The organism is Clostridium sp. (genome assembly GCF_026168755.1).
In the GTDB taxonomy this organism is placed as follows: Bacteria; Bacillota; Clostridia; order Clostridiales; family Clostridiaceae; genus Clostridium.
In genome coordinates this window covers 1-12810 of the sequence record NZ_JAPFDR010000025.1, presented here as the reverse complement: position 1 = coordinate 12810, position 12810 = coordinate 1, and the positions used below count along the sequence as shown (strand labels likewise).

Sequence of the window (12810 nt, the reverse complement as noted above, 5' to 3'; positions counted from 1 at the left end):
ATATGAACTTATATTTTTTATTATCATATTAAATATAAATTTATATTTAATAATTTTATATGTATTTTTTTCTGTTGTTTACCAATTATAAATTTATATAGAATTTTTTATTTTAATTATATAAGAAAATTTATATCTATAATTTGCTATTCCCCCTTAAATTGAGTATTTTGTTTTTTTTTATAATTTAGTCGTTTCTTAGTTATACTAAACTTTTAATGTATAAATGTTAAACTTTTTTTATTCCTTTTCTTCAAACCCTTTATTTATAAGGTTATATAAAGAATTTTTTATTTAAATATTTTTCAAAAAAATATTGATTTTTCATTTACAAGTCTATATAATAACATTGTTTGTTTAGTAATTTTAAACCTTTAGTTTAGTAATAGTTATTATTAAACTAATTGAAAGGCAAGGTGAAATTGTGCAAATTGGTGATAAAATAAAACGAATGAGAATTGAAAAAGGACTAACACAAGAAGAACTTGCTAATAGATGTGAATTATCCAAAGGTTTTATATCTCAAGTTGAAAATGATTTAACTTCGCCATCTATCGCTACACTAATAGATATTCTTGAAATACTCGGAACAAACTTAAAAGAATTCTTTAGTGATGATAAGGATGAAAAAGTAACCTATAAATATGAAGATATGTTTGAAACCGAAAATCATGATTTAAAATACAAATTAATGTGGTTAGTTCCAAATGCACAAAAAAATGAAATGGAACCTATAATGATAACATTAGATCCAGGTGGAAAGTATATAGAAGAAGAACCTCATCAAGGAGAAGAGTTTGGTTATGTTTTATCTGGAACAATAACTTTACATCTTGGTGATAAATCTTACAAAGTTAAAAAAAATGAAAGTTTTTATTTTAAACCAAGATCAAATCATTATATAAGCAACAGTGGAAAGACATCAGCTAAAGTTATTTGGATTTCTACTCCACCATCATTTTAAGTAATACTCTAAATTTTCAATTTAGCTAATATAACTTAATCAATTGGCTAACAAGACAAAGTGTTAACATTAAAGAAAGAGGTGTTTTTTTTGAGTCAAAATATTATCGAAATACAAGGTATTTCTAAAGTCTATGGTGATAATACTGTTTTAGATAACCTTTCATTAAATATACGTAAAAATGAATTTTTAACTTTACTTGGTCCTAGTGGATGCGGTAAAACAACTACTCTTAAAATCATAGCAGGATTTGAAACTGCTGATAGTGGAAAAGTTGTCTTTGATGGAAATGACATATCAGATTTACCACCTTATAAAAGACAATTAAATACAGTATTCCAAAAGTATGCATTATTTCCTCATATGAATATATATGAAAATATTGCATTTGGATTAAAAATTAAAAAAGTTCCTAAAGAAGAAATTGATAAAAAGGTTCGTGAAATGCTAAAAATGGTTGCTCTTGAAGGCTTTGAAAAAAGATCTGTTGAATCATTAAGTGGTGGTCAACAACAAAGAGTTGCTATTGCTAGAGCTTTAGTAAATGAACCACAAGTTCTTTTGCTTGATGAACCTCTTGGCGCATTAGATTTAAAACTTAGAAAAGAAATGCAGTTAGAACTTAAAAAAATTCAAAAAAGACTTGGAATAACATTTATATTTGTAACTCATGACCAAGAAGAAGCCTTAACAATGTCAGATACTATTGTTGTAATGAATAAAGGAGTAATTCAACAGATGGGTTCACCAGAAGATATATACAATGAACCTGCTAATGCTTTCGTTGCAGACTTTATTGGAGAAAGTAATATATTAAATGGAATTATGATAGAAGATTACAAAGTTAGATTTTCTAATAATGTTTTCACTTGTGTAGATAGTGGTTTTAATGAAAATGAAGATATTGACGTTGTAATTAGACCAGAAGATATTGAAATTACAACTGTTGATAAAGGAATGTTAACTGGAAAAGTTAACTCAGTAATCTTTAAAGGTGTTCATTATGAAATAGAAGTAGAAACTGAAAATGATAAGTGGATAATACATAATATAAAAAGTGCAAATGTTGGCAGTACTGTAGGATTAATTATAGATCCTGAAGCAATTCATATAATGAGAAAGGTTGAGACTCATGAAAAATAAAAATAATCAAGGTATACTTCCAGCATCACCTTATATTGTCTGGAGTGCTCTTTTTATTGTTATTCCACTCTTAATTGTAGTTTTTTTTAGTTTTACAGTAAAATCTGGAGATAATTATAGCTTTTCTCTTGAAAACTTCAAAAGATTAATTGATCCTAATTATTTAAAAGTATTTTGGCGAAGTTTACTTTTAGCTGCGGAAGCTACATTAGGCTGTCTTGTCCTTGGATATCCTGTTGCATATTTAATTTCTAAAATGAAAGAAGGAAAGCGAAATATATTAATTATGCTTTTTATCGTTCCAATGTGGATGAATTTCTTACTTAGAACTTATGCATGGCTTCCTATATTAGGTAAAAACGGACTTATTAATAACTTTTTAGTTACTTTAGGATTTTCCCGTATTGATATTCTTTATAATGATTTTGCAGTACTTTTAGGTATGATATATAACTTTTTACCATTTATGATATTGCCTATATATACTGTTCTTACAAAAATTGATAAAGACTTAATTAATGCCGCTGCAGATTTAGGTGCAAATAGAAAGAAAATATTCACTAAAATAATTATACCTTTAAGTATGCCTGGTGTTATTTCAGGAATTACAATGGTATTTATGCCTGCTGTTTCTACATTTGTTATTTCAAGAATACTAGGTGGCGGTCAATACATGTTACTTGGTAATTTAATTGAAACACAATATACAACAATGGGCGATTGGAACTTTGGTTCTGCTATTGCAATATTTATGATGATAATAATATTAATTTCAATGGCCTTCATGAATAAATTTGAAGGTAAAGATGATAAATAGGAAGGAGATATACTATGATAAGAAAACTTGAATCTTTCATTAAAAGATTTTACTTAATACTAATTTTTATATTTCTTTATACACCAATAGTTACCTTAATGGTATTCTCCTTTAATGATTCAAAATCCATGGGAAAATGGAGCGGTTTTACTTTAAGATGGTATACCCAACTTTTTCAAAATGCTAGAATAATGGAAGCATTAAAGTACACAATAATAATAGCTGTTATTTCATCTATTGTTGCTACAATAATAGGTACATTAGCAGCAATAGGAATCCATAGAATGAAAGGACTTCCTAAAAAAACTTTATTAAATATAAATAATCTACCTGTATTAAACCCTGATATTGTTACAGGTATATCTATAATGAGTTTATTTATATTTATCTTTCCTATATTAAATAAGATAGGAATAAATGCTCAATTTGGATTTACAACAATGCTTTTAGCACATATTACTTTTAACATTCCATATGTTATATTATCTGTATTACCTAAACTAAGACAACTACCTTCTAATATAACTGAGGCAGCCTTAGATTTAGGTGCAACACCAGGATATGCTATGAGAAAAATAATTTTACCTCAAATAAAACCTGGTATAGTTGCTGGTTTATTAATGGCCTTTACAATGTCAATTGATGACTTTGTAATTAGTTTCTTTACAACTGGTCCTGGAGTAACTAATCTTTCTATTGAAATTTACTCTATGGCTAGAAAAGGAATTAATCCTTCAATTAACGCATTATCTACTTTAATGTTTATAACAGTATTAATTTTATTATTAATTGTAAATAGAAAAGAATTTACTTCAAGGGGTGAATAAATTGAAAAGATTTAAAAAATTAGCAGCATTAGTTTCAGCAACTTTACTAACAACTTCTCTTTTTGTTGGGTGTGGAGGTAGTAATGCTGGAGAAAATGGAACATTAAACTTCTTTAACGTTGGTGATTACATCGATGAGGCGCTTATCAGAAAATTTGAAAAAGAAACAGGAATCAAAGTAAACTATTCAACTTATGATACTAATGAAATAATGTATCAAAAAGTTAAAACTAATCCTGGTACTTATGACTTAGTTGTACCATCTGACTATATGATTGAAAAAATGATAGAAGAAGACTTATTAGAAAAGATAGACTTTAATAACATTCCTAACTATAAGAATATAGGAGATAATTATAAAAACTTATCTTACGATCCTACAAATGAGTATTCTGTACCTTACATGTGGGGAACTATAGGTATAATTTATGATAGTACAAGAATTACAGAACCTGTAACTAGTTGGGATATACTTTGGGATTCTAAATATAAAGATGAAGTCTATATGTTCAATTCTCTTAGAGATTCTTTGGCTATTTCTTTAATAAAAGCTGGATACTCTATAAATTCTACAGATTCTAGTGAGATAGATTCTGCTAAAGAAGAGTTATTAAATCAAAGAAAATTAACTAATCCAGTTTATGTTGTTGATGAAGTTAAAGATAATATGATTTCAGGAGAAAAAATGCTTGCTACAGTTTGGTCTGGTGATGCAATTTATATAATGAATGAAAACCCTGATATGAAATATGTTGTACCTGAAGAAGGTTCTAATAAATGGGTAGATGCTTTATGTATTCCAAAGGGTGCACCTAATAAAGCTGCTGCTGAAGCTTTCATAAACTTCTTATGTGATCCTGAAAATGCTAAAGAAAATGTAGATTATATTGGATACTCTACACCTAATACTGCAGCTTATGATTTACTTGATGAAGAGACTAAAAATAACCCTGCTGCATATCCATCTGAAGAAACATTGTCTAAATGTGTGTTATTTACAAATTTAGATCCTGAAACATTAAAACTATATGAGAATGCTTTTACAGAAGTACTTTCTCAATAAAAAAATAATGCAGAAACTTATTAAATAGTTTCTGCATTATTTTTTATGTTTCCTTCTTTCTCTTAAATTTATACTCCTTTTTATTTCTCTAATCTTATGTAGCCTAACATTTTATCAGTAATTTTCCAAAACTTTAATTTTGGATTTTTAAAATTATATCTTATAGCTACTATTTTTATATATGATATAATTCTAAATATATGGTTGTTTATAAAAGGAGGAACTTATGATTAGATACTATATAATTGTTGAAGGTCGTGTACAAGGCGTTGGATTCAGATTCTTCTGTACAATGAATACTCGTACATTAGATTTAACCGGCTGGGTTAGAAATATGGATAATGGCATGGTAGAAATGGAAGTTCAAGGTGAAGAAAGTTCCATTGAAAAATTTATTAAAAATATCAAAAAAGGGAATCACTTTATCAGAGTTGATGAGCTTTATCAAAAGAAAATAGAAACACTCCCTCAAGAACATACCTTCACAGAACACTATTAAAAACATCGTTCACCACATGGATCCGAAAAATTAATGATATAACCTCCAGAAATTGTGTAATTTACGTTAAGAATTTAATTACAATATTTCTTCCGGTTATATCATTAATATTTTCTCTTCCACTTGCTGAACCGCAATGCCACCTTAAAAGTTAATTATTTGTCATATATATGTAGCCAGAAATGATTAACTATAAGGTGCAAGGTTATAATTAGTTACGTGAAAAAAGAAAAAATGAAATATTAATTTGGAAGGACCATTGAAATTAAGCCGTAGAATTTAATAATTGATGTAGTAAAGTTGCGTAAAGAAGTTTTTACTGTTTGAGCGAATAGCGAGTTTAAAAACTTTAGCAAACTTTACGGAATCAATTATATAAATTCTAGGTGAAAATTTCACGGTTACTGGAAAATAAATATTTCATTTTTTCGCTTCCACGTAACGAACAATTTAGTCATATTGCATTAGGTTGTATTTTTCTATAAGTGATATTAATTTATCAGCATATATTGGCTCTCCATTCTCATTTTTAACTGTACTATATCCTGCATCTTCTAAAGCTTGTGCTTGAGCTTTATAATCTTTTCCATCAAATAATCCATATTCAGCATATCTTGAGTTTTCATATAGAAACTTTCCATGATCTTCAATTGATTCATTAATACTATCATACTTTCTAAAATTAGCTACTGTAGAGTCATTATAATTTTCATTTGTAACTATAGTAGCAACAGCACCATTCCATCTTAAATCAGCTTTTATTCCAAATAAATTATTATGTGTAACTGCTAATTCAGAGTTTCCCCACCCTGATTCTAATATTGCTTGTGCCATAGTTATTGATGGTAATATTCCATACTTATTATAATTACTAGTAGCTCCTTCCGATATACTTTCTATAAAGGCCATCTTTTCACTATCTATATATGTATTAGAATATACCTCTTGATTAGTAGGATCTACCTTACTTTCTTCTAAAGCAGCTTCTTGGGTATTATTTTCTATAACTGATATTTCTTTCAAATCACTTGTTTCTTCAGAAATATTACTTCTTAATTTCAAAATCATTATATATAATGTAAAAATTGTAAATACACTAACTATACATATTTTTTCTAACTTTATTTTTTTATTTCTTTGAGTATAGCTCCTTAACCCATTATATTTAATTTTTTTTTTCATTCCAAACTCTCCTATAACCTTTAAAATACACCTTATAATTTTGGTATCTCTAAATTAATATTCTTTTTGTAATTATTTTGCCTTTATATATATTTTTTATTACACTTAATAATATGTATTTATTAAATGTTTATTACTTATTTTACTTTTTTAAAAAGCAAAAGGATCCATATATATTCTTAATAACATATATGGATCCTTTATTCTCTAATTAACTTGTAATTTATTATCTTTTGCTATTTTGCTTTCCTCATTTAACTTTTCAAAGAACTCATTAGTCTCATTTATAACTACATGCCTCAATGCTATTAATCCAACTAAATTAGGTAATGCCATTAATCCATTTACTATATCTGCTATTATAAAAACTAAATCTAATGATAAAAAAGGCCCTACCCCTACAAATACTATAAATACAAATTTATATAGCTTTATACCTTTTACACCAATTAAATATTCAATACATCTCTCACCATAATAGTTCCAACCTATAATAGTAGTAAATGCAAAAAATATTAACCCTATATTTACTATATATTTCCCTAAAACTGCAAAAGGTAACCCTTGTTGAAAAGCTAATGTTGTCATTTCAGCTCCTTTAAGTCCACTATTAAAACTTCCTGTTAAAACTATAGCTAATCCTGTCATTGTACAAATTATTATTGTATCTATAAATGTTCCAGTCATTGAAATTAACCCTTGTTTAACTGGAGACTTTGTTTTAGCAGCAGCTGCTGCTATTGGTGCACTTCCTAAACCAGCTTCATTAGAAAATACACCTCTTCCCACTCCTCTTTGAATAGCTATTGCCACAGTTATACCTACTGCACCACCTAATGCAGCTCTAGGATTAATTGCACTATACAATATTAACATAATAGCTCCTGGTAAAGCCTTGAAATTAAACACTAATACCATCAATGCTCCTAATATATATAAGATTGCCATTGCTGGAACTATCTTTTCAGCAACTTTTGATATTCTCTTTATACCACCTAATGTAACTAATGCTACTAAAACTGTAATAATTACTGCACTAATCCATGATGGTACATTAAATATTATTTTAGCTGCCGATGCTATAGAGTTCACCTGTCCAAATGTTCCTATTCCTAAAAGTGCTACTCCAACACCAAAAACAGCAAACATCTTGGCCAAAAATTTATTTCCTACTCCTCTTTCTATATAATACATAGGACCACCAGACATTTGACCATTTTCATCTACTTCTCTATACTTAATTGCTAAAACACCTTCTGCATATTTAGTTGCCATACCAAAAAATGCTGCTATCCACATCCATAAAAGAGCTCCTGGACCACCTGTTGCTATTGCAGTTGCAACACCTACAATATTTCCAGTTCCTATAGTTGCTGATAAAGCAGTGCAAAGTGCCGCAAAACTTGATACATCTCCCTTTGCATCCTCATCATACTCTTCATCATCTTTTGAAAATAAATATTTAATAGCTAATGGTAGCTTAAATATTTGTAATAATTTTAACTTAAAAGTAAAATAAATTCCTGTTCCAACTAATAATATAAGTAAAGGTGGCCCCCATACTATACCATTAATACTATTTAATAATTGCTCAATTGATTTAAAAATTTCCATAAAAAAATCCCCCTTAAAAATAAATTTATAGGAGGAGATTAAAAATAACTATAGGTTTAAAAACTAAATTGTTCGTTGCGTATAAGCGAAAAAATGAAATATTTATTTTCCAGCAACTGTGAAATTAAGTCGTAGAATTTATATTTCATTTTTTCTATCTCCACGTAATTACTTGTAGACCTACACCTTACATTCAATTTATTTTTTCACTATAATCACTTTTATCCCCTGTCCTTTTACCTGAGAGTTTCAGTTTAATTTAAACTAAACCTTGCTCCTTCGGTGCTCTAATATGAGTCTCTCCAGAGGCTCGTCCAGTAACGGTCCTAATACCTGAAAGATTTACTTCTTCGGTGGATTCAAATCGCTCTCCCATTACCTTCATCCGAACATATTAAATTATAAGGTCATTATATACATTAATTTCAAAAAAATCAATGTATTTTTTACAATTTATACAATCTATTTATTGCACTAATTATAGATTTTATAGATGCACGTGTTATATTACTATCAACTCCAACCCCAAATGTTTTCTTATATATATCATCTCTTTTCATATATACATAAGCTGCAGCTTCTGCTTCTGACCCTTTGCTTAATGCATGCTCCTTATAATCCATAATAGATATATTTATTAGATTACTGTTATATAAAGCTTTACCTAAAGAGTCTATAGGACCATTACCAACACCTTCTATATCAATTTCTACATCATTATATTTAATTTTTGCATTAACTTTAGTAGTTGCATTACTTCCATGATTTACATCAGATATAGATATATTTATTAATTTAAATGGTTCATCTAACTCTAAATATTCCTTCTTAAATACTTCTAGAATTTCATTTGGTTGAACTTCTCCCTTAACTTCAGAAATCTTTTGTACTACTTCTGCAAACTCTTGTTGCATTGCCTTTGGTAACTTATATCCAAAACAATGATCCATTACGAAAGCTACTCCACCTTTTCCTGATTGGCTATTTATCCTTACTAAAGGCTCATATTCTCTTCCTAAATCACTTGGATCAACAGGTAAGTAAGGCACTTCCCATAATTTACCTCCTCTTTCCTGGTACTTTTTCATTCCCTTATTTATAGCATCTTGATGAGAACCTGAGAAAGCTGTAAATACTAAATTACCAGCATAAGGATGTCTTACATGAACAGGTATTTTAACACACCTTTCATATGTTTCAATTATTTCATTTATATTTTCAAGATTTAACATAGGATTTACACCATGTGAAAACATATTATATGCAACAGTCAATATATCAACATTGCCTGTTCTTTCTCCATTACCAAATAAAGTTCCTTCTACTCTATCAGCTCCAGCTAAAAGTGCTAATTCTGCATCAGCTACACCTGTTCCTCTATCATTATGAGGATGAACACTTACTATTACTCTCTCTCTATCTTTAAAGTTTTTACACATATACTCTATTTGATCAGCAAAAATATTTGGTGTATCCATTTGAACAGTTGATGGAAGATTTATTATTATTTTATTATCCTGGGATGCTCCCCAAATATCTGCAACTGCATCACATACTTCAAGAGCATACTCTACTTCTGTACCAGTAAAACTTTCTGGTGAATATTCTAAAAATATTTTCCCTTCAAAGTCTGAAGAATATTTTTTTACAAGCTCTGTTCCCTCTATAGCAATTTTCTTTATTTCCTCTTTGCTCATATTAAAAACAACATCTCTCTGTAACACAGATGTAGAGTTATATATATGCACTATGGCTTGTTTAACTCCCTGTAATGCTTCAAAAGTCTTTTCTATTAAATGTGGTCTTGCCTGTGTCAATACTTGAACTACTACATCATCAGGAATATAATTTTCGTCAATTAATCTTCTTAAAAAATCATACTCTATTTGAGATGCTGATGGAAAACCGACTTCTATTTCCTTAAACCCCAATTTAACTAACAAATTAAAGAACTCTATCTTTTCATCTATATTCATTGGATTTATAAGAGCCTGATTCCCATCTCTTAAATCTACACTGCACCATATTGGTGCTTTTTCAACAATATTATTTGGCCAAGTTCTTTCCTTAAAATTTATTGTTTCAAATCTTCTATACTTATTGTAATTTAACATTCATAAAAGCCCCCTTTAAATTTAAATATAATAGATTTGCAATAAGCCATTTAAAACAAAGCAAAAAAACCGCACAAACACACCTTATATTGGAGCGTGTTTGCGCGGTACCATCCAAAATTTCACTTAATTAAAATAACGGTATTATTCCGATAAAGACTACTAAAATTTCATCCCTATAGCTCATGAGCGAGTTCAAAAATATTAATTCATAGACTCACAGCCCCGTCTACTCTCTGAAAAATTACTTATTTTCTACTACTCTCAATCTTTGCTTTTTTATGACTTTTTATAATTTTACTATAAAAGTATATTCCTGTCAATTAATATACTATATTTATTTATCTACTATATTTCTAATTTCACCATTATAAAATGCTATTATATTTTCTATAACCTCATTAAATAACCTTTCTCTTGCCTCTACACTTGCCCACGCTATATGAGGAGATAATATTATTTTATCCTTATTTTTCATTGTTAAAAGAGAACTATTTATATTTATTGGCTCTACTTCAAATACATCTAAAGCAGCTCCTCTAATTTTATTTTCATCAATAGCTCTTGCTAAATCCTCTTCTACAACAATAGGACCTCTACCCATATTAACTAATATAGCTGAATTTTTCATTTTACATAATGCATCATAATCTAGTAATCCTAAAGTATTCTCATTTAATGGTGCATGTATAGAAATAATATCACTCTTACTTAATAACTCATCAAAAGATACTCTACTAAATTCATCATTAGAATTATTGCCTGTTGTTGAATAATATACTACTTTAGCTCCAAAAGCTTCAGCTATTTTAGCAACTTTTTTACCAATGTTTCCAAGCCCTATTATTCCCCAAGTTTTACCCTCAATTTCATAATAAGGTTTATCTAAACATGTAAATAATCCTGATTTTGAATACTCTCCACTCTTAACATAACTATCATAATAAGTAACCTCATCTAATAGAGCTAAAGCAACTGCAAATGTATGTTGAACAACTGCATTAGTAGAATATCCTGCAACATTAGCTACTCCTATTCCTTTTTCTTTAGCATACTCTACATCTATATTATTAAATCCAGTAGCTACCTCTGCTATAAATTCTAAATTATTTGCATCACTTAAGTTTTCTCTATTTAAAACTACTTTATTGGTTAATACTATATTAGCTTCTCTTACTCTCTCCTTTACTTCACTAATATCAGTAGTGTCATAATATTTAACTTCTCCAATTTCACTTAATTTATCTAATTTTATATCTCCTAATGTTTTACCATCTAATATTACTATTTTTTTCATTTTTTATTTCCTTTCCTCACTCAATATATAACAAAAAAACTATTTCTAAAAATAAATACAAATAACAGCTTGTCTTTTGTAATTTAGCTATCAAACTCTGCATCTTTTCGTTGAAATAGTCTATAGTATAATAATTGGTGCAGATGGTGGGACTTGAACCCACACAAGGATTCCCTTAATAGACCCTCAATCTATCCTGTCTGCCTATTCCAGCACACCTGCATAAATACCTATTAATTTAATTTTAAATTACTTCAAGCTTATTTTCAAGAATTATTTTCCATTTAATCCTTTAATGATTTTAAAATTTTAGCAATATTATCAATATCCTCAAGTGTTAACTCATCATAATTATCTAGCATACTTTTTACATCATCAATAACCCTATCTTTATATGTCTTTCTAAATCCTTTTCTCCCTCCTATAATAGACAATGTTAGACTAGTAGTTATAACACCAATAATCCCTATTCCTATTATCATTAATAATACTGCAATAGTTCTTCCTAACTGTGTTTTTAATAAAACATCTCCATAGCCGACTGTTGTAAAAGTTACAAAGCTCCACCATAACGCATCCCCCAGAGGCATTCCTTCTACAAGCGAAATTAAGACTGCACCTATGACAATAAATATTGTAGAAATCACTAATAAAAAATTTAATCTATTTTTACGTATTTCATCTCTAACTCTAATTTTAAATTTTATAGCACATATTACAAGCATCATAAATTTAATTATTTTTATACAATATGATGGATTAATCACATTAGGTAGAATTGTAAAACCTAAAATTCTTATATAAAACTTTATAGGAAAAATCGAAAATAAATCAATTTTATTTTTCTTTATAAATTGTTTTTTTCCTTTACTTATTGATAATCTAGTAAAATAATCTCCTATAAATATTAATCTTACTATATTATCTATATAATAAAAAGTCCATTTAACTTCATTAGGTATATTAATAAATATCTCAATCACTAACATTAGTGAAAGCATTAGTGCTAATAATCCTATAAAAAAATCATATATACTTTTCTTACTCATAAAAATTATATCCCTTATAAACATTGATTGATATATCTATATTTATGTAAGATAGTATAAATTTATGAAACACATAACTAACTTAAATTTATATAATAAAATGTGAATCAAGATTTAAATAATTTTAAAATTCTGAAAATAGATATTATTTATTATTTATAACTAAATATATAATTTAAAATTATAAACAAAAAGTATTACTAAATACTAACATAAAAGCTGAAAGTTTACCCCAAATGTG

Annotated in this window: 11 protein-coding genes, 1 tRNA gene, 1 riboswitch and 1 other annotated feature; of the genes, 6 read left to right on the top strand and 6 right to left on the bottom strand. The window is 28.0% G+C overall.

The genetic code is table 11. The annotated features are described in order from the left end of the window. Positions 1 to 424 precede the first annotated feature (424 nt). From Q0Y03_RS09950 to Q0Y03_RS09925, 6 genes are all read left to right on the top strand, one after another. A complete protein-coding gene (locus Q0Y03_RS09950; protein WP_291679999.1) occupies positions 425 to 964 on the top strand; it encodes an XRE family transcriptional regulator in 540 nt (179 codons plus the stop codon). A 90-nt stretch (positions 965 to 1054) separates the two neighbouring features. Next, positions 1055 to 2107, top strand: coding sequence for a spermidine/putrescine ABC transporter ATP-binding protein (potA, locus tag Q0Y03_RS09945; protein WP_297713671.1), 1053 nt, complete (start codon positions 1055 to 1057; stop codon positions 2105 to 2107). After that, positions 2097 to 2924 (top strand): ABC transporter permease, encoded by an 828-nt coding sequence (locus Q0Y03_RS09940; RefSeq protein ID WP_297713669.1) that lies wholly within the window; start codon positions 2097 to 2099, stop codon positions 2922 to 2924. The genes potA and Q0Y03_RS09940 overlap by 11 nt, the downstream gene beginning before the upstream one ends. 14 nt (positions 2925 to 2938) lie before the next feature. Then, a complete protein-coding gene (locus Q0Y03_RS09935) occupies positions 2939 to 3751 on the top strand; it encodes an ABC transporter permease (RefSeq protein ID WP_297713668.1) in 813 nt (270 codons plus the stop codon). A gap of 1 nt (position 3752) precedes the next feature. Beyond that, positions 3753 to 4814, top strand: coding sequence for a spermidine/putrescine ABC transporter substrate-binding protein (locus Q0Y03_RS09930; protein WP_297713667.1), 1062 nt, complete (start codon positions 3753 to 3755; stop codon positions 4812 to 4814). A gap of 226 nt (positions 4815 to 5040) precedes the next feature. Then, positions 5041 to 5313 (top strand): acylphosphatase, encoded by a 273-nt coding sequence (locus Q0Y03_RS09925; RefSeq protein WP_297713666.1) that lies wholly within the window; start codon positions 5041 to 5043, stop codon positions 5311 to 5313. A 450-nt stretch (positions 5314 to 5763) separates the two neighbouring features. Here the strand turns inward: Q0Y03_RS09925 and Q0Y03_RS09920 are convergent, their stop codons facing one another. The 6 genes from Q0Y03_RS09920 to Q0Y03_RS09895 form a co-directional block, all read right to left on the bottom strand. Then, complete coding sequence (locus Q0Y03_RS09920) at positions 5764 to 6495, bottom strand: glycoside hydrolase family 73 protein (RefSeq protein WP_297713665.1); 732 nt, start codon at positions 6493 to 6495, stop codon at positions 5764 to 5766. Between the two features lie 207 nt (positions 6496 to 6702). After that, entirely contained in the window at positions 6703 to 8109 is a 1407-nt protein-coding gene (locus tag Q0Y03_RS09915; RefSeq protein WP_297713664.1) for a sodium:alanine symporter family protein, read from the bottom strand. A 218-nt stretch (positions 8110 to 8327) separates the two neighbouring features. Continuing rightward, positions 8328 to 8425, bottom strand: a riboswitch (glycine riboswitch). A gap of 130 nt (positions 8426 to 8555) precedes the next feature. Next, positions 8556 to 10223, bottom strand: coding sequence for a 2-isopropylmalate synthase (gene leuA, locus Q0Y03_RS09910; RefSeq protein WP_297713663.1), 1668 nt, complete (start codon positions 10221 to 10223; stop codon positions 8556 to 8558). Between the two features lie 87 nt (positions 10224 to 10310). Further along, positions 10311 to 10504: a binding site (T-box leader), on the bottom strand. 56 nt (positions 10505 to 10560) lie between these two features. Next, a complete protein-coding gene (locus Q0Y03_RS09905; protein WP_297713662.1) occupies positions 10561 to 11520 on the bottom strand; it encodes a D-2-hydroxyacid dehydrogenase in 960 nt (319 codons plus the stop codon). Between the two features lie 135 nt (positions 11521 to 11655). Beyond that, positions 11656 to 11742, bottom strand: a tRNA-Leu gene (locus tag Q0Y03_RS09900). Between the two features lie 62 nt (positions 11743 to 11804). Next, positions 11805 to 12569 carry a potassium channel family protein gene (locus Q0Y03_RS09895; protein WP_297713661.1) on the bottom strand — a complete coding sequence of 255 codons (765 nt, stop codon included), beginning with the start codon at positions 12567 to 12569 and terminating at the stop codon, positions 11805 to 11807. Between the last annotated feature and the right edge of the window lie 241 nt (positions 12570 to 12810).

Bases quoted from the DNA above. Each gene is read 5' to 3' on its own strand.
- Q0Y03_RS09940 (WP_297713669.1), top strand. From the start codon at position 2,097: ATGAAAAATAAAAATAATCAAGGTATACTTCCAGCATCACCTTATATT.
- Q0Y03_RS09935 (WP_297713668.1), top strand. From the start codon at position 2,939: ATGATAAGAAAACTTGAATCTTTCATTAAAAGATTTTACTTAATACTA.
- Q0Y03_RS09925 (WP_297713666.1), top strand. From the start codon at position 5,041: ATGATTAGATACTATATAATTGTTGAAGGTCGTGTACAAGGCGTTGGA.
- Q0Y03_RS09920 (WP_297713665.1), bottom strand. From the start codon at position 6,495: ATGAAAAAAAAAATTAAATATAATGGGTTAAGGAGCTATACTCAAAGA.
- Q0Y03_RS09915 (WP_297713664.1), bottom strand. From the start codon at position 8,109: ATGGAAATTTTTAAATCAATTGAGCAATTATTAAATAGTATTAATGGT.
- leuA (WP_297713663.1), bottom strand. From the start codon at position 10,223: ATGTTAAATTACAATAAGTATAGAAGATTTGAAACAATAAATTTTAAG.
- Q0Y03_RS09905 (WP_297713662.1), bottom strand. From the start codon at position 11,520: ATGAAAAAAATAGTAATATTAGATGGTAAAACATTAGGAGATATAAAA.
- Q0Y03_RS09895 (WP_297713661.1), bottom strand. From the start codon at position 12,569: ATGAGTAAGAAAAGTATATATGATTTTTTTATAGGATTATTAGCACTA.